A 17,243-nucleotide genomic window follows, 5' to 3' on the forward strand; every position below is an offset into this window, starting at 1 on the left:
CGCTTACACGGGCTCGTCTTCCACGGGCGCGCTCTCGTTTTCGATGCTGTGCTGGTCCTTGCGCAGCAAGTCCCAGCAACTGATGAAAAGCGCAGCGATAAGCGGCCCGATCACGAAGCCGTTGATGCCGATGAGCGAAATTCCGCCGAGCGTCGAGATCAGCACGACCCAGTCGGGCAGGCGCGTGTCCTTGCCCACGAGCACGGGCCGCAGCACGTTGTCCACGGTGCCGATCACGACGGAGCCGAAGACGATGAGCCCGACGCCCTTCGCCACCGCGCCCGTGGAGAGGAAGTAGATCGCAATGGGCCCCCAGACGAGGGCCGCGCCCACAGCGGGCAACAGCGAGAGCAGCATCATCACGAAGCCCCACAGCAGCGCGCCCTGAATGCCGAGCACCCAGAGCGCGATGCCGCCCAGCCCGCCTTGCACGACCGCCACCGCCACGTTGCCCTTCACCGTTGCGCGGATCACCGTCGTGAACTTGCGGATGAGGTGCAGCTTGTGCTGCTCGTCGAGCGGAATGGCGTCGCGCACGAGCCGCGAAATTTCGCGGCCGTCGCGCACGAGGAAAAAGAACAGATAAAGCATCACGCCGAAGCTCACGATGAACTGCAGCGTGTTCTGCCCGAAGGAGAGCGCACGCGTGGCGACGAACTGGCTGATCTGCGCGGCGCCCGCTGAAAGGCGCTGCTGCAGCCCCGGCAGATCCATCAGGTCGTAGCGCGCGAGCAGGTTCTGAATCGAATCGGGCAACGCATGGACGATCTGCGTGAAGTACGCGCCGAAGTCGAGACTGCCGCTGCGCACCTGCTGATACGCCGATGCGACCTGCTGCACCAGCGTGGCCGTGACGAGCGTAAGCGGAAAGATCACGATGACGAGACAGATCGTGAGCGTGATGAGCGCGGCGACATTGCGCCGCCGCCCGAGGCGCGCGACGAGCCGGCGCTGCACAGGCTGGAAGATCAACGCGAGTATGGCGCCCCAGAGCACCGTGCTGAAGAACGGCGCAAGGATGAAGCACAGCGCGATGGACACCGTGAACAGCAGCAAATAGAACGATGTCTGGTGAAGGTGCTTGTTGCCTTCCATGTGCGATGAATTCCGGTTAAAGCGTTCTGGCGGACGAACGGCGGCATCGTCGGATGATACCGGCAAGGGCACGCGGGCCTTGGGCGCAGCGCGCCCAGTGGTTCACTGAGGGCCCACGAGCCTGACGCGCGTGATCTCCGAAGGCGCGCCAAGGCGCTTGGGCGGCCCCCAGTAGCCCGTGCCGCGGCTCGTGTAGACCCACAGGCCGCCGAGCTTTTCGAGGCCCGCAGTGAACGGCTGCTGCAGCCGCACGAGGAAATTCCACGGGAAGATCTGGCCGCCGTGCGTGTGGCCGGAGAGTTGCAGCGTGAAGCCTGCGTCGGCGGCGGCGTGCGCCGTGCGCGGCTGGTGCGCCAGCAGCACGCGCGTGTTGATGTCGTCGGGCGCGTCGCGCAGCGCCGCGGCCGGATCGCTGCGGTGCGCGGGATCGAACTGGCCGCCCGTGAAGTCGGTCACGCCGGCCAGCACGAGCCGCGCGCCGCCATGTTCGATCACCACGTGCTGATTCATCAGCACCGTGAGGCCGATGCGGCGGAACTCGGCAATCCAGGCGTCCGCGCCCGAGTAGTATTCGTGGTTGCCGGTCACGACATACACGCCATGATGCGCATGGAGCTTGCCGAGCGGCGCGGTGTGCTCGGCGAGATGCGCCACGCTGCCGTCCACCACGTCGCCCGTAATGGCGACCACGTCGGCGTCGAGCTGGTTCACGGCGCGCACGATCGCATCGACATAGCCGTGCTTGATCGTCGCCCCGACATGGATGTCGCTCAACTGCACGATGGTGAAGCCGTGGAGCGCGGCGGGCAGGCCACGAATCGGCACCTCGACGTTGCGCACGCGCGCGCGCCGCCGCGCGTTGAAGAAGCCGAAGCCGGAAGAGAGGAACGCAAGCACGATCACCGCGGCGGCACTCGCGGTGCGCCAGCCGGCGAGATCGATGGCGCGGGGCCACAGCGCTTCCACGGTCATGGCCGAGGCGAGCGCGATGTCGCGCGCGATCGTCAGCATGAGCAGCGACGAAAAGAAGCCCATGGCGAGCATGCCGATCCAGGCGAGACGGTCGCCGAGCGGCTGGCGCTTGAAGCGCCGCGCGAGTATGCCGGGTGGGATGAACAGCACCGACAGGACGAGCCACAGCACGGCGAGCCATTTGCCGACGGCGGGCACGGGCAGATCGGGAATCAGGCGAAAGCCGACATAGGCATGCAGCAGCACGCCGATGGCGATGAAGCGGACCAGAAACGAGAGTCGGTGCATGGCGGTGCAAACAGATGGGAGCGGACCGACGTGGGTTGGCGTGCCGGGTAGGGCGCACAGCAGCAGCAAAGCCAAACCATCGAGACTCGGTCGAAAACCCGGCGGACGGGATAGTGCAGGTAGCTGCGTTGCATTTTACCGGCGCAGCAGACTTCGTGCCGCGAGGCGGAGGCGGTCAGCGTCTGCAGCATGCTGCGATGCGTCATGAGGCGGCTCGTCAACGACTGATCGATAACGCATCAACATACATGCATGCTTGTATGCATGGGCCTCGGCGCTTTCCTTCGTACATGTGTGGCAGTGCGGCATTTCCCTGGATTGCCAGTGCGATCCCACTCGTCGCACTATGTTCTCGTGGGGCCGGGCGCACTCTATTAAACGTCCATTGAATCGGCCCCCGCGATGGACTATGCTCGAAACGAGGCCCGCGCGGTTTCGGGCGCTCTGGGGGAGACGGATCATGAAAGGTATCCGGCCAGTCACACATGGGCTGCACGAAGGGCTGCATGGTCGTCACGTCGGGCACGAGGGCAGCCACGTCATGCTGCCGATGGTCGGGCTCTCGATCATGGCCATCGCGCTGTATATCGCGGTCAAGGGCATCGATATTCCCGATATTGGCCGCAGCGCGTTATTCGACGTCGTGATGGTGTTCGTCGCGCTCGGTATTGCGGGCATGTTCGGCGTGCTGGGCGCATGGCTGCGATCGCGCACCACCGACGAACCCGCCGAAGGCTTCTGCTTCGTCGGCGCGCTCATTGGCGCAGTGGTGTTCTACGTCGCGCTGCTTACCTGATTTGTTTGCCGTCGTTGCTGTCAGGTTTCCGTTGATTCGCTGTCCTGCGGGAAGCGAGGGCGCGCAGCGACCGGGGCCGCGCCATGCGAAACTGCATGTTTTCCCGCTCGATTGAAGCATTCGCGATGTTCGATCTTTTCGACGATACGCCGGCCCCCGACGTGGCGTGGCATCCGTCATGGCTCGCGCCCGACGCGGCCGCCGAGGCGCTAGCGCGCATCATTGCCGAAGCCGACTGGCGCCAGGAACGCATCCGCACGCCCGGCGGCTGGGTGGACCAACCGCGCCTCACGGCCTGGCAGGGCGACGAAGGCGCGGTGTACATCTACTCAGGCATCCGAAATGTTCCGCAACCGTGGACTCGCCAGGTCGCCGAACTGCGCGATGCCATCTCCACGCTTTGCGGCGTGCGCTTCAACAGCGTGCTGCTCAACCGTTACCGCATGGGCACGGACAGCATGGGCTGGCACGCGGATCACGAACCCGAACTCGGCCCCGAGCCGGTGATTGCTTCGCTGAGCCTCGGCGCGACGCGGCGCTTCGACTTGCGTCACAACGCGACGGGCGTGGTGCGCTCTTTCCAGTTGACGAGCGGCAGTCTGCTCGTGATGCAGGGCAAGACACAGGCGCAGTGGCGGCATCGCGTGCCGAAAGAACCCACCGTGAGTGGCGAGCGCGTGAATCTCACGTTTCGTGTGGTGATGCCTGAATTGCGGAAATAGACTGCTCGATCGCGTGAGATGAGTGATAAATCGCCGATCTTTGACGTGGCGGTGACTACGCGCACATGGGGCTTCGCGCTAAAAATTGAATAAGAGTTTATGCGCATAAACGCCATAGTCGGCGTAGGCGTGGCGTTCAGGCGTCCTCGCAGAGCCGGCGCCGCACGATCGCGACGAGCCGCTCCAGCGGCAAACCTGCACTCGCGAGCGCTGCCACCTCGGGATACCGCTCGCGGGCGATGTCCGTAAGTACCTGACCGGGCGGCGCTTCGACCAGGACGCTCGCGCCTGACTCGATCATGACCGTGAGCGCGTCGTACCAGCGCACCGTGTAGCGCATGTTGGTCGCGAGATCGGCGCGGATGGCGTCGGCGTCGTAGAGCGGCCGGCCGCCCCGATTGTCCACATAGACGCCACGCGGCGCGCGAAAGGGTATGTCGTGCGCCCACTCGGTGAGCGTATCGGCGGCACTGGCCAATAGTTCGCAATGCGAAGGAACGGCAACTGCAAGCCGTTGCGCCTTGCGCGCGCCAGCGGCGAGCGCGCGGGCCGCGAAGGCTTCGAGCGCGGCATCGGCGCCGGCCACGACGATCTGGCGCGGCGCGTTGACGTTCGCCACGTACACCTGTTCGCCGCTCTCATGCGCATACTCGCTCGCGAGCGTTTCCACCTGAGTTTCGCTCAACCCGGCAAGCGCCGTGAGGCCATAGCCAGAGGGCCACGCGTTCTCCATCAGTTCGGCGCGTTTGCGCACCATGTGCAGCGCGTCGCTGAACGTCAGGGCCTCACAGCTCACGGCGGCCGCATACGCGCCCACTGAAAGCCCGGCGCTGAACTGCGGCACGAGGCCTTCATGCGCGAGCGCGCGCGCGAAGGCGACGCCCGCGACCGTGAGGCCGATCTGAACGGCGACCGTGGAGCGCAAGGCGTCGTCGCTATCGAGCGTAAGGACGTCAAAGCCCAGTGCCGCCGACGCCTCGTCGAGCGTTGCCCGTATTGCGTCATGCTGCGGCAGTTTGTGGAGGAAACCCGCGCTTTGCGCGCCCTGGCCAGGAAAGAGCAGGGCGAGCGTCATGGCGCTTGCCAAGGGTCGGCGACGAGTTGCGCGCCGCGGGAAGCGCGCGCCAGCACGCGCGGCTTATGCGCCGCGAGTTCGGCGAGTGCGACGCCGCCGGCGGGCGTTTCGAGTTGCGCGTCGATGCGTGTGCCGGCGCGGCTGGCGGCTTGCGCGAGTGTTTGCGCAAGCGAGTCTATAGCCGCGCGCGAGATGCGTTGTGGCAGGCGAATCAGGATGTCGAGATCACTCGATGCCGTGAGGGTGGGAACGCCTGTGGCAAGCTCGAAACCGGCGCTGCCCGTGGGGCCCCAAACGTAATTGCGCAACGGCGAGGCGGTTGAGCGCAGGGTAGCCAGCGCGATGAACGCGGGCAATGCGCGGCGTGCGCGCAATGGATCAATGCCGAGAAGATCCTCCGGGCTCACAGATGATTCGATATCCTCATTACACAGCCATGTACCGAAACGCTCCGAACGTACGCTGCCGCGCACGCCTACCGCCACGAAGCCCGCCGCCGCGCACGTGCGCCGCACGACGACCCAGGGTGCGCGAGCGAGCGCGCCGCGCACCCAATCCGGCTCGTCGTCGCACGGCGCAAGACGCGCGACGCGAAGCAGGTCGTGCGCGCGCCAGCGCGCGTCATCGAGGCGCGGCGCATCAACAGCAAACGGTGGGGCGGCGCACACGCGCATCAGCTAGCGTCCCACTGTTGCGCGAGGCGCTTGCGCACCTCGATCGACGCCGCGCGCGTACGCTGCGCCGACTCGCCCTGCAGACGATGCGCGAGACCGCTCTTGTCGCCGCGTGCTTCGCGCACCTTCTGCGCGAGCACATCGCGCACGCGTGCGATCTGCGCGTCGCTGGGCGCGTCCGCGTCGACGCCCTCGATCAACTCGTCGAGCAGACCGAGTTTCGCGAACGAAGCCATTGAATACGACATCGGCACGATCTTTTCGCCGAGTTCGTCGAGGTCCTCCACGCTGCGCCGCGTGACGCGCGCCGCCGCTTCCTTGCCCATGGCGTGGACCATCGTGCCGGGTGCGTCGAGCGCGACGATGCGATTGGCCTGATAACCATGGGCGAGGAACGCACCCGACATCGCAGGCCCGACGATCAGTGCCACCACGGGATGCCCGGCGAGCCGCGCGCTCGCATAGGCGTCGACGGCGGAGGCGCAGGCGAGGTGAATGCCGAGCATCTCCTCACGATAGCCGTAGGCCTGGCTCTTCACATCCACGATCGCGATGATGGGGCGGCGCTTGCCGTTTGCGGCGTCTTCGGCGATCGCTTCGCGCACGGCCTTCGCGAGATGCCAGCCCTGTTCGAGGCCCACCACGTTGTCGCGCGCGCGCGGAAAACGGTTCGCGGGATCGGGCACGACGGTGATGAAGCGCGCGGCCTCGTCGTCAAGCGGCGCATCGGCATATTGAACGCATGCGCCCTGCGTGTGGGCGCCCGCGAGTGCGCGCAGCCAGCGTGCGCCACGGCTCGTCGTCGTATCGTTCATGCGTTCTCTCCGCTCAGGGCCAGGGGCGAAGCGGTAAACACCGCACGCATCGTTTCAGGGGTGACGCTGGCGGGATCGATCTGCGCGAGCTTCGCGAGCGTGCCATCCACATCCGCCGAGCGCGGCGTGTGCGGCGCGCCTTGTGCAAACGCCGCGCGCACAGCGGCGCGCACATCGTCCACGGCGTCGTCGACGAGCGCATCGGCGAAGCCTGTCTGCGCGCGCTGCTCGCCGCCGATCAGTTGCCACACCTGGCGGCGGTCGCTCGAATCGAGTTCCTCGATGCCGGCTTCCTGCTCGATCACCTCCGGGCCATTCATGCCGAGGCGCCCTTGCTTCGTCATCACCAGCGTCGAACACAACGCGGCCGCGAGCGACATGCCGCCAAAGCAGCCCACCATGCCCGCGATCACGCCGACAACAGGAACATGCGGGCGCAACGCAACGATGGCCGACTGGATCTCCGCAATCACCGCGAGGCCGAGATTGGCTTCCTGCAGGCGCACGCCGCCGGTTTCGAACAGGATGACGGGCCGCACGATCTTGCCGCGCTCGCAGTCGGCGAGCGCCAGTTCGAGTGCGGCTGCGATCTTGCTGCCCGACACCTCGCCGATACTGCCGCCCTGGAATGCCGATTCGATCGCGGCCACCACGGCGGGCTGGCCGTCGATGGTGCCGCGCGCGATCACCGCGCCGTCGTCGGCCTGGCAGACGATGCCCTGCAACGGCAGCCACGGCGATTCGATACGGTCGAACGGCCCGAGGAGTTCGCGAAACGTGCCCGCGTCCAGCACGGCGGCCGCGCGTTCGCGCGCGCTCAATTCGATGAAGCTCTCGCGCAGCAACGCGCCGGGCGTCAGTTGATGAGTGCTGCTCATGACTGCGCCTCCTGCGCGGCTTCCACGGCTTCCGCGAGCCGCAGCGCCACCACGCCCGGCGTGGCGCCGAAGTCGTTGATCTCGATGAGCGCCGCGCCGTCATAGCGCGTGAAGAAGCGGTCGAGCACGCTCTTCCAGATGTGGCTGTAGCCGTCCACGCTCGTCTGCACGACCACGCGCGCCTTCATGTCGCTGGCGGGTTGCAGCAGCACTTCGAGATCGCCCGAGCCCACCACGCCTACGTGAGCGCGCGTCGTCACGGCGCGTTGCGCCGGGTAGTCGAATGTCAGTTGTTCCATGAAACCGTCCTCCCGCCCATGCGGTGCTGAACCAGTCTGTCGATGAAGAGCGTCGCGGCGAGCAGATCGGCCGCGCCACCCGGCGATGCGTTGAGTGCGAGCAGCGCGCGTTCGAGTGCATCGAACGCGGCGCGGCCGGCTTGCGTGGCGACGCCGCCCGCATCGCGCACGCGTTGCGCGCCCGCTTGCGCGGCCTCGCGCCCGGCGAGCCCCGCACGGTGCAGCACGCAGGTGTCGTCGAGCGAGGCCATGATTGCGAGCAGGGCGTCCACGCGCGCGTGGGCTTCGTCGTGGCCATGCATGCGCGCGGCGTGCAGCGCGGGCAGGCCAACGCGAACGACGTGGGGAAAGCCTTCTTGCGCTTCGCTGCGCGCGCCGCCCACGTTGTAGCGCTGGCGCACTCGCTCCCCGTTGCTTTGCGCGGGTTGCGCGAGCAGGTCGTCGTAGCGCGCGATTTGAGCAGCCGTTTCGCAGATATTCGCGGCATGCGCGCACGCGCTGTCGCTGCTTTGCGGCGTATACACGATTGCCGCGCCCGCCACGAGCAGCCCGACGATCCAGATCGCGCCGCGATGCGCGTTGCTGCCTTGCGTCGCACGCATCATCGCGGCTTCGCCGGCGCGGCCGATGCGTGCGAGATCGGTGCGCAGCGCCGTGCCGGGCGCGGCCCCGCGCGAAGCGCGCGCGAGCGCTTCGAACGTGGGTTCGAGCGCGTGCGCCGAGCGCAGCATCGTCGCGAGATCGAGATCGTTGTGCGCGCCACTACCGCGCGCGTCCACGAGCGCGGGCTTGGGCGTGAGGCGCGCTTCTTCGATCAGCGCGTCGCGGGCGAAGCGTGCGAGCTGCGCTTCTACGCCGTGCGCTTGCGAATCGCCGGCATATGCAACGCGTCGCGCAAGGCCCGCCGATCCTTCGGCAAGCACCGTAAAAGGAAGCGTGCGCATCGCCGCTTACCAGCTACGGAAACGAGCAGGCGGCGTGTAGAGTCCGCCCGACCACGTCACGAGATCGTCGATGCTGCGCGCCGCGAGCAGCGAGCGCTTGGCCTCGCCGCGCAAAATGCCGAGATCTTCGGGGAACTGCACGATGCCGCGGCGGCGCAGTTCGTCTGTTTTCTGTTGCTGCGCACGCAGGCCGATGGGCGTCACGCCCGCGACGGCCGCGAGTGCGGCGCGGCGCTCGTCGATGCCCTCTGCGCGATGCAGGTGCGCAATGCCCTCTTCGGTCACGACATGGCTCACATCGTCGCCGTAGATCATGACGGGCGCGACGGGCATGCCGCTCTTCTGGCCCACGGCGATGGCGTCGAGTTCGTCCACGAAAGTCGGCTCGCCGCCTTTCTTCCAGGTTTCCGCCAGTTGCACCACGAGCTTGTGGCCACGCGAAACGGGACCATTGTCCTTGAGCAGCTTGAGCCACGCTTCGCTCGCATGACGCCGTCCGCGCGGATCGTGGCCCATGTTCGGCGCGCCGCCAAAGCCCGCGAGCCGCCCGCGCGTGACGGTGGACGAATTCGCGTCCGCGTCGATCTGCAGTGTCGAGCCGATGAAGAGATCCACGGCATATTGCCCCGCGAGCTGGCACAGCACGCGGTTCGAGCGCAGGCTGCCGTCGCTGCCGGTGAAGAACACGTCGGGGCGCGCGGCGATATACGCTTCCATGCCCACTTCGCTGCCGAAGCAATGCACGCTTTCCACCCAGCCCGATTCGATGGCGGGAATCAGCGTGGGGTGCGGATTGAGCGTCCAGTTGCGACAGATCTTGCCCTTGAGACCGAGCGACTCGCCATACGTGGGCAGCAGCAATTCGATCGCGGCGGTGTCGAAGCCAATGCCGTGATTGAGCGCAGCGATCCCATAGGGCGCGTAAATGCCCTTGATGACCATCATCGCGGTGAGCACCTGCAGGTCGCCAATGTGACGCGGATCGCGCGTAAAGAGCGGCTCGACCGCGAACGGCCGGTCGGCCTGCACGACCACGTCGACCCACGAGCCAGGAATGTCCACGCGCGGCAGTTCATCGACGATTTCGTTCACCTGAACGATCACGATGCCCTGGCTGAATGCGGCGGCCTCGGCGATGGTCGGAGTGTCTTCGGTGTTCGGGCCGGTGTAGAGATTGCCGTGGCGGTCGGCCTTTTCGGCGCACAGCAGCGCAACATGGGGAATCAGGTCCACGAACATACGCGCATACAGCTCGACATAGGTATGGATCGCGCCCACTTCGAGCTGGCCGTCTTCGAGCAGTTGCGCCACGCGCAGACTCTGCGGCCCCGCAAACGCGAAGTCCACCCTGTGTGCGATGCCGCGTTCGAACAGCGTGAGATGCTCGGGGCGGCTGATGCTCGAAATCAGCAGATGAACGTTGTTGACCTTGGCCGGATCGGCCTTTGCCAGCGAGCGCGAGAGGAAGTCGGCCTGCTTCTGGTTGTCACCTTCGAGCGCGACGCGGTCACCTGGGCGGATCAGCAGTTCGAGCGCATCGGTCATGCGCGAGGCGGGCAGGACGCCGTCTTCGAGCCAGCCGGAAATAGCGGCGAGGCGGCGGGCCTTTTCGTCGCGGCGCGTGGTCCACGAGCGCGGCGCGAGTTCAGGCGAGGTTGGCGTATCAGCTTGAGGCTTCATCGGCAGTTCGGCTCCGTGAGCGGGAAGAGGCGGCACGCGGCTTTGCGGCGGCAGTCTGTACCGAAGGCGGCACTGGGCTTGCCACCGCCGGCGGCGCGGCGCGCTCGGTCAGGAAACGGTAGATGAGTTCGCCCGTGCCGAGCAGGTGCTCGGCCACGAGCTTTTGCGCGACGGGCACGTCGCCGCGTTTCACGGCGGCGAGAATTTCGGTGTGCTCACTATCGGATTCACCTTTGTATTCGGGAAAGCCGAATTTCAGGCGCAGATAGCGTTCGCCGCGGCGATGGAGCGCGGTGAGCATCTCCATCAGTTGCGGTCGGCCAGCTGGCGCGTAGAGGCTCATGTGAAAAGCCTCGTTGCGCGCGACGTAGAGCGACGGATCGCGTTCACGTTTCGCGGCGGCGGCCAGCGCACTCACTTCGCGCAGCGTGGCGCTCGTGTGATTCGGAATGGCGAGGCCGAGCGCGAGGCTTTCGAGTGCGGAACGGATCTCGTAGATCTCGCGCGCTTCGTCGGCGGAGAGCGAGGCCACGCTCGCGCCCTTGTTCACCTCGATCGTCGCCCAGCCTTCGCTCGCGAGCTGGCGCAGCGCCTCGCGCACGGGGATGGCGCTGACCGAAAAATGCCGCGCGATCGCGTCCTGGCGCAGCGGCGCGTTGGGCGCGAGCTTGCCCTCGACGATCGCGCTGCGCAAGGCGTCGGCGATCATGCGCGAGGTGCTGGTGCGGGGCGCGGCTGCGCCTTCCAGGGGAAAACCATTCGTTGCGTTGCTCATGAGATCACATATTATATATAAAACGACCAAGGCGAAAGCCTCGAAAACCCGCAACTTGGAAACACTAGATTCACTATAGACGGGTAAGAAAAACGGGGGCTTACAGGGAGTTCCTGAACAGGGCCGGCACTGCCGCGGCCTGCATTTCCGCGTTTCGCGGCGCGTGCGCATCCTGCTGCGCGTGCCGGCGAGGCATCAAAGGAGAGAGGAGCATCATGAATTCGATCACCGAGTCCGCGCGGCGAACTCGCACCAAGACACCGCTCAACCGGTCGCAGATCGCCGGTTTCTGGGGCGCCTGGGCAGGCTGGACGCTCGACGGGATGGACTCGTTCATCTACGCACTCGTGCTCACGCCCGCGCTCACGGAGTTGTTGCCGCGCTCGGGCTATGAGGCGAGTGCGGCGAACATCGGGCTTGCCGGCTCGATCCTGTTCGCGCTCTTCCTCGTGGGCTGGGGGCTGTCGTTCATCTGGGGGCCGCTCGCCGACCGCTTCGGCCGCACGCGTGTACTGGCCGCCACCATATTCATGTTTGCGATCTTCACGGGACTGTCGGCCACCGCGCAGAGCGTGTGGTCGCTCGGCATTTTTCGCTTCCTCGCGGGCGTGGGCATAGGCGGGGAGTGGGCGCTCGCGGGCACTTACGTGGCCGAATCGTGGCCCGAAGACCGCCGCAAGATGGGCGCGGGCTATCTGCAGACCGGCTACTACGCTGGCTTCTTCATCGCGGCCGCGCTCAATTACACGGTCGGCGTGCACTTCGGCTGGCGGGCCATGTTCCTCACGGGCGCGGTACCGGTGGTGGTGGCGATTCTCGTGCTCACGCGTGTGGAGGAGCCGGCGAAGTGGCAGAAGTCGGAGGCGAGCCACGTGCATCGCGGCAGTCCGTTGCGTGAAATCTTCGGCGATGTGTACCGTCTGCGCACCGTGGTTGCGTGCGCTTTGCTGACCATTGCGATCATCGGCTTGTGGGCAGGCGCGGTGTATGAACCGTCCGCCGTGATCCAGCTTGCTACGAAGGCGGGTGCGAACAAGGCCGAGGCGATCCGCACGGCTTCGATTGCCACGGGCATCCTGTCGATCGGAACGATCCTGGGTTGCCTCGCGTTGCCGCCCATGGCCGAGCGCATCGGTCGCAGATGGACGCTCGCCGTCTATTTCGCGGGCATGGCCGTGACGATTGCGGCGAGCTTCGGCTGGGCGTTCTACCTGGAGAACGGACTCGTGCCGTTCATCGCGCTGCTCTTCGTGCTGGGCTTCTTTGGCGGCAACTTTGCGCTCTTCAGCCTCTGGCTGCCTGAGCAGTTCGAAACGCGCGTGCGCGCTACGGCGTTCGCGTTCTGCACGTCGTTTGGCCGCTTCGTGGGCGCGGGCGTGAACTTCCTGCTTGGCGCGGCCGTGCTGCGTATGCACACGCTTGGCGTGCCGGTTGCACTCACGGCGCTGGCCTTCGTTCTAGGACTCTTGATCATTCCGTTTGCGCCGGAAACGAAGGGCCAGACGCTGCCTTCCTGAGTGCCCTATGCGGCGCGTTGACTAGCGCCGCACCTTCACGAGCCTCGGCGGCAACAGGCGCCAGCCGAGATTGACGCCGAGGCTCGCCGCCACGATCAGCGCCATGCCCGCAAGCTGCGGCACGCTCAGCGCGCGACCGTAGACGATCGCATCGACGGCGATCGCGGTGAGCGGATACACGAACAACAGCACGGCGATCACGGGCGTGGTCAGCATCGGCAGCGCGCCGTAGATCAGCACGTATGAAAGCCCCGTGTGCAGCACACCCATGCCGACGAGCCAGCCCCATTGTGTGGCCGAAATGTGCACCAGTTCGAGCGGCGCGAAAAACGGCGCGATGAGCGGCAGGCAGATCGAACCCACCACGCATTGCGTCAGCGTCAGCAGATGCGGGCGAAAGTTACGCAGGCTCTTGGCGATGAGCGTGACGCTCGCATAGAGCACCGAGCCGCCCAGTGACTCGCCAATGCCGATCATGTAGCTTGTGCGGTCGGCCACATGGGTTTCCGCGAGCACACCGGAAGCGAGTACGAGCCCCACGAATGCGATGCCGATCCAGCCCAGCCGATCGGCGCCGAGGCGCTCGTGAAAGAGCGCCGCACCCATCAGCACGACCCAGAACGGCTGGACGTGGAACACGACCGTTGAAACGGCAATGCTCGTGCGATGGATCGCGTCGAAGAAGGCCACCCATTGCGTGACCATCAGCGCGCCCGAGATGAGCGCGAGCGTGAGCGTGCGGCGCGTGAACTGCCGCGGCGAGAGCCAGCCCTTGTACGCGCAGTACGCGGCGAGCGCGAGCATGCCGAAAAAGCAGCGGAAGAACACGAGCGTGAGCGCGCCGAGGCGCGCCTCTTCGACGAACACGCCGATCGTGCCCATCAGGAGGCCGCCGCCCGCGAGCATGAGGACGCCTTGCTGGCGGTTGCCGTGATGTTCGGATTGCATGGCCGGAGCGGAGAAATCGAAAGTGGGTTGGGGACACGTTCAGTATTCGCCAGTTGCAGGGCGTGAGCAAACGAATTAAATTGAAGAATTCCATCAATGCAGCTTATGAATGGCCGCCCGTGCACTCGCGGCCGCCCCGTGTATGAACCCCGAATTCGATATCGATTTGCTGCGCACCTTCGCCGCCGTGGCGGACGCCGGCAGCTTCACGAAGGCCGCCGTGTCGGTGCATCGCTCGCAGGCGGCCGTGAGCATGCAGATCAAGCGGCTCGAGCAGATGCTCGGCACCACGCTGTTCACGCGCGACACGCGCAATCTCGCGCTCACGCGGCCTGGCAACACGCTGCTCGAATATGCGCGGCGCGCGCTCGATTTGCAGGAGGAGGCGTGGGCGGCGCTGGTGCGGCCCGAGGTGACGGGGCGCGTCGTGCTCGGCGCGCCCGACGACTACATGGCGTCGCTGCTTTCGCCGGTGTTGCGGCGATTTTCGACCCTCTATCCGCATGTGGAGATCGAGATCGTCTGTGCGCAGAGCGTAGCGCTCGGGCCGATGCTGGCGGACAACAAGATCGACATCGCGTTCGTCACGCGTGACAGCAAGATGCGCGGCGAGTTCGTGCGGGCCGAGGATATGGTGTGGGTGGGGTCCGCCACCGACCCCGCGCCGCTCGCCATGTCGCCGCTGCCGGTGGGGCTCTATGAGCATGGCAGCGTGGCGCGCGCACACACGGTGGCGGCGCTCGATGCCGCGCACATCCGCTACCGCGCCGCGTATAGCAGCGCGAGTTTGATGGGGTTGACGGCGACGGTGGAGGCGGGCATCGCGATCGTCGCGCTGACGCGTTGCAGCGTGCCGTCGCGATTCGCGATCCTCGGCGAGGCGCAGGGTCTGCCGAAGATCGAACCGCTGGAGATCGTCGTGGCGCGCAGCGTTAAATCGAATCGCCCGACTTGCGACTACCTCGCGCAGCAGATGGTGCAGGACCTTTCGGTGCCGCGTCAGCGCGGGTAGACGCTCACTTCGCCGCCCACCGCGAGCCGCACGCGCTCGCCTTCGCGCGGCGTGCGATAGCCCGGCACGCGCGCACGAACCGTTGCGTGCGCATCGATCAGTTGCAGCGTGAGCGCAGCATCCTGACCCTGGAAGGTGATGCCGCGCACCACCGCTTCCAGCGTGCCGTCGCGTTGGACGGTTTCGGGCAGCACGTCGATTTGCTCGGGGCGCAGCATCACGTCCACGGCGCCTTCTGCGGCATGCTGGTCTTGCTGGATCGGCAGCGCGCCGAGCGCGCAATGCGCTCGCCCGTTGTCCACCGTACCGGGCAGCAGCACCGCCTCGCCGATGAAGGCCGCGAGTTCGCGCGTGGCCGGGCGGCGATAAAGCATTTGCGGCGGCCCGCTTTGCAGCAGTTTTCCGCGCCACAGCACGGCGACCTCGTGGCCGAGCGAGAGCGCCTCGGCCTGGTCGTGAGTGACGAGCACGGCGGTCGCGCCGGCGGCGGCAAGCGCGCGCGCCACGGCTTCGCGCGTTTCGACGCGCAGCGCGGCGTCGAGCGACGAGAACGGCTCGTCGAGCATCACGAGCCCGGGCGAGGGCGCGAGTGCGCGAGCGAGCGCCACGCGCTGCTGCTGGCCGCCCGAAAGTTGCTGCGGTGCGCGAGATGCATAGGATTCCGGAAGACCGACGAGTTCGAGCAATTCGGCCACGCGATGACGTGCGCGGCGCTGCGCACGCGGCAGGCCGAACACGATGTTCTCGGCGACCGTGAGGTGCGGAAAGAGCGCGCCTTCCTGAGGCACATAGCCGATATGACGCTGCTCGGTGGGCAGATGCAGCCGCTCGCCGGCCACGCGGCGGCCGTCGATTTCGATGGTGCCGGCGTCGGCGCGCTCGAAGCCGCACAGCACGCGCAGCAGCGTGGTCTTGCCGCTGCCCGAAGGCCCGAGCAACGCGACGAGCGAACCCGAACGCACGGAAAGGTCGATGCCGTGCAGAACCGGATGGCCGTCGAAGGCCTTTTGCAGGCCGGAAATGCGAAGTGTGCTCATGGTCGAGGCTCAGTAAGGCTCAGGCGTCGTCGGACGGCGCGTTGGCCGTATCGACCGACATGTTCACGGACGCATGCCCCGCGAGCGCGGAGCGGCCTGCAAACGCGAACAGCAGGCCGGAGGCGGCGAGCGAAAGGGCGGTGAGCAGGGCGGCATAGGGCGCGGCGGCCGCGAAGGCGAGCGTCGAGGTGTCGGTCCAGACCTGCGTGGCGAGCGTGTGCGTGCCGATCGGCGCGAGCAGCAGGGTGGCGTTGAGTTCGGTGACCACCGAGATGAACACCATCGAAGCCGCGGCGCCAAGGCCGGGACCCGCGAGCGGCAGCACGACGCGACGCAGCGTTGCGAACCAGCCGAGGCCAAGTGCGCGCGCCGTATCTTCGAGGCGCTGCTGCGCTTGCATGAGCGCCGCGCGCACGCTCACGAGCGCAAGGGGCAGACAGAGGATCGCGTACGCGGCAATCAGCAGCGTGGTGCCCTGATAGAGCGGTTCGAGCGCGCGCACAGCGAGCGAGACGATGGCAAGCGCGATGACGAGACTGGGCACGCCCTGCGCGATGAAGGCCGTGCGTTCGAGAAATGTGGCGGCGCGGCCGGGATAGCGCGCAAGCAGATACGCAAGCGGCAGCGCGAGGAGTACGGTGAACAACGCGGCGGTGAGGCCGAGGCGCAGCGAGGCGAACGTGGTCGATACCAGCAACTCCGGCGAGACATCGGCGGGCGTGATCGCGGCCGCGCCGGGTTGCGTGAGCCAGTAGCCGATCATCGCGAGCGGTACGCCGAGCGTCGCCACATTGAGTGCGACGAAACCCGCCGCAACGGGCCAGCGCCAGCGACCGAGCGCATGGCGCACGCTCGCGCGCCGCGCGCCGCGATCCACGCGCTCGTAGCGCGAGCGCCCGCGCACGCGGAACTCGAGCACGAGACACACGAGGCACAGAAGGATCAGCACGCAGGCCAGCAGCGAGGCGCCGCCGCCATCGAAACTCGTGCGGTATTCCGCGTAAATCTCGGTGGTAAACGTGCGAAAGCGCAGCAGCGTGAACGCGCCGAATTCGGAGAGCACGCCGAGCGCGACGAGCAGCATCGAGCCGAACAGAGCAGGCCGCAACTGCGGCAGCACGACACGCACGAAAACGGCCCACCGGTTGCAGCCCAGCGCTCGCGCAGACTCTTCGAGCGCGGGGTCGAGGCCGCGCAGCGCGGCGGCCACGGGCAGGTAGACGAGCGGGAAATAAGCTGTCGTGATGACGATGAACGCGCCGAGAAAGTCCTGCAAATCGAGGCTCAGCGAGACCCACGCGTAGCTTGTGACGAACGCGGGCATCGCGAGCGGTGCGGCGGCGAGGAGTGCCCACGCGCGCCGCACCGGTACGTCGGTGCGCTCGACGAGCCACGCCACCGCAGTGCCGAGCACGGCGCAGGCGAGCGTGGCCGAAACGGTGATCGAGAGCGTGTTGACGAGCAACTCGCCAACCAGCGGCCGGAAGATCAGTTCGGCGGCGTCGGCCAGCCCAAAAGACAACGCGCGCCAGAATGTCAGCGCGAGCGGCAGCAGCACCAGCAGCGGGCCGAGCGCGGCGGCGGCGAAAAGCGCGCGCGGCGCACGCCGCCGCGCGGCTTGGGGCGGGTCCGCCGCGACATCCACTTGATGAGACTCGGGCACGGCTTGCGCCGTCGTCACTGCTTCGCTCACGATCTTGCTTCGAACTCCATACG

The 17,243-nt window shown here is 66.8% G+C and carries 17 protein-coding genes; 4 read left to right on the plus strand and 13 right to left on the minus strand.

Going from position 1 to position 17,243, the window contains the following annotated elements; genetic code table 11:
* Positions 1 to 3 precede the first annotated feature (3 nt).
* Both L0U83_RS16620 and L0U83_RS16625 read right to left on the minus strand, forming a co-directional pair.
* A complete protein-coding gene (locus tag L0U83_RS16620; protein WP_233884762.1) occupies positions 4 to 1,095 on the minus strand; it encodes an AI-2E family transporter in 1,092 nt (363 codons plus the stop codon).
* 102 nt (positions 1,096 to 1,197) lie between these two features.
* On the minus strand, positions 1,198 to 2,355 hold the full coding sequence (locus L0U83_RS16625; RefSeq protein ID WP_233884763.1) for a metallophosphoesterase: 1,158 nt from the start codon (positions 2,353 to 2,355) through the stop codon (positions 1,198 to 1,200).
* Positions 2,356 to 2,815: 460 nt separating this feature from the next.
* On the opposite strand from L0U83_RS16625, the gene L0U83_RS16630 reads away from it, so the two are divergent.
* A complete protein-coding gene (locus L0U83_RS16630) occupies positions 2,816 to 3,151 on the plus strand; it encodes a hypothetical protein (RefSeq protein ID WP_233884765.1) in 336 nt (111 codons plus the stop codon).
* A gap of 125 nt (positions 3,152 to 3,276) precedes the next feature.
* Positions 3,277 to 3,873, plus strand: coding sequence for an alpha-ketoglutarate-dependent dioxygenase AlkB family protein (locus L0U83_RS16635; RefSeq protein WP_233886540.1), 597 nt, complete (start codon positions 3,277 to 3,279; stop codon positions 3,871 to 3,873).
* 136 nt (positions 3,874 to 4,009) lie between these two features.
* On the opposite strand, the gene mdcH is transcribed toward L0U83_RS16635, so the two are convergent.
* The 8 genes from mdcH to L0U83_RS16675 are packed head-to-tail and all read right to left on the minus strand — an operon-like array spanning position 4,010 to position 11,013.
* Positions 4,010 to 4,948 (minus strand): malonate decarboxylase subunit epsilon, encoded by a 939-nt coding sequence (gene mdcH, locus L0U83_RS16640; protein ID WP_233884769.1) that lies wholly within the window; start codon positions 4,946 to 4,948, stop codon positions 4,010 to 4,012.
* Positions 4,945 to 5,622 (minus strand): malonate decarboxylase holo-ACP synthase, encoded by a 678-nt coding sequence (locus tag L0U83_RS16645; protein WP_233884772.1) that lies wholly within the window; start codon positions 5,620 to 5,622, stop codon positions 4,945 to 4,947. The genes mdcH and L0U83_RS16645 overlap by 4 nt, the downstream gene beginning before the upstream one ends.
* Positions 5,622 to 6,437, minus strand: coding sequence for a biotin-independent malonate decarboxylase subunit gamma (gene mdcE, locus L0U83_RS16650; protein WP_233884773.1), 816 nt, complete (start codon positions 6,435 to 6,437; stop codon positions 5,622 to 5,624). The genes L0U83_RS16645 and mdcE overlap by 1 nt, the downstream gene beginning before the upstream one ends.
* Positions 6,434 to 7,315, minus strand: a complete 882-nt coding sequence (locus L0U83_RS16655) for a biotin-independent malonate decarboxylase subunit beta (RefSeq protein ID WP_233884774.1) — start codon at positions 7,313 to 7,315, stop codon at positions 6,434 to 6,436. The genes mdcE and L0U83_RS16655 overlap by 4 nt, the downstream gene beginning before the upstream one ends.
* Entirely contained in the window at positions 7,312 to 7,614 is a 303-nt protein-coding gene (locus L0U83_RS16660; protein ID WP_233884775.1) for a malonate decarboxylase subunit delta, read from the minus strand. The genes L0U83_RS16655 and L0U83_RS16660 overlap by 4 nt, the downstream gene beginning before the upstream one ends.
* Positions 7,602 to 8,558, minus strand: a complete 957-nt coding sequence (locus L0U83_RS16665) for a triphosphoribosyl-dephospho-CoA synthase (protein ID WP_233884777.1) — start codon at positions 8,556 to 8,558, stop codon at positions 7,602 to 7,604. The genes L0U83_RS16660 and L0U83_RS16665 overlap by 13 nt, the downstream gene beginning before the upstream one ends.
* A gap of 6 nt (positions 8,559 to 8,564) precedes the next feature.
* Positions 8,565 to 10,238, minus strand: coding sequence for a malonate decarboxylase subunit alpha (gene mdcA, locus L0U83_RS16670; protein ID WP_233884781.1), 1,674 nt, complete (start codon positions 10,236 to 10,238; stop codon positions 8,565 to 8,567).
* Positions 10,222 to 11,013: a GntR family transcriptional regulator gene (locus L0U83_RS16675; RefSeq protein ID WP_233884785.1), complete on the minus strand. Its 792-nt coding sequence runs from the start codon at positions 11,011 to 11,013 to the stop codon at positions 10,222 to 10,224. The genes mdcA and L0U83_RS16675 overlap by 17 nt, the downstream gene beginning before the upstream one ends.
* A gap of 215 nt (positions 11,014 to 11,228) precedes the next feature.
* Here L0U83_RS16675 and L0U83_RS16680 point away from each other — a divergent pair, with 215 nt between their 5' ends.
* Entirely contained in the window at positions 11,229 to 12,530 is a 1,302-nt protein-coding gene (locus L0U83_RS16680; protein WP_233884786.1) for an MFS transporter, read from the plus strand.
* 21 nt (positions 12,531 to 12,551) lie between these two features.
* Here the strand turns inward: L0U83_RS16680 and L0U83_RS16685 are convergent, their stop codons facing one another.
* Positions 12,552 to 13,478, minus strand: a complete 927-nt coding sequence (locus L0U83_RS16685; RefSeq protein WP_233884787.1) for a DMT family transporter — start codon at positions 13,476 to 13,478, stop codon at positions 12,552 to 12,554.
* Between the two features lie 142 nt (positions 13,479 to 13,620).
* On the opposite strand from L0U83_RS16685, the gene L0U83_RS16690 reads away from it, so the two are divergent.
* Positions 13,621 to 14,490, plus strand: a complete 870-nt coding sequence (locus tag L0U83_RS16690; RefSeq protein WP_233886541.1) for a LysR family transcriptional regulator — start codon at positions 13,621 to 13,623, stop codon at positions 14,488 to 14,490.
* Here L0U83_RS16690 and L0U83_RS16695 read toward each other — a convergent pair.
* Entirely contained in the window at positions 14,478 to 15,527 is a 1,050-nt protein-coding gene (locus L0U83_RS16695) for an ABC transporter ATP-binding protein (protein ID WP_233884788.1), read from the minus strand. The genes L0U83_RS16690 and L0U83_RS16695 overlap by 13 nt on opposite strands.
* Positions 15,528 to 15,546: 19 nt before the next feature.
* A complete protein-coding gene (locus L0U83_RS16700; protein WP_233886542.1) occupies positions 15,547 to 17,190 on the minus strand; it encodes an ABC transporter permease in 1,644 nt (547 codons plus the stop codon).
* Positions 17,191 to 17,243 lie beyond the last annotated feature (53 nt).

The organism is Paraburkholderia flagellata (genome assembly GCF_021390645.1).
GTDB lineage: Bacteria > Pseudomonadota > Gammaproteobacteria > Burkholderiales > Burkholderiaceae > Paraburkholderia > Paraburkholderia flagellata.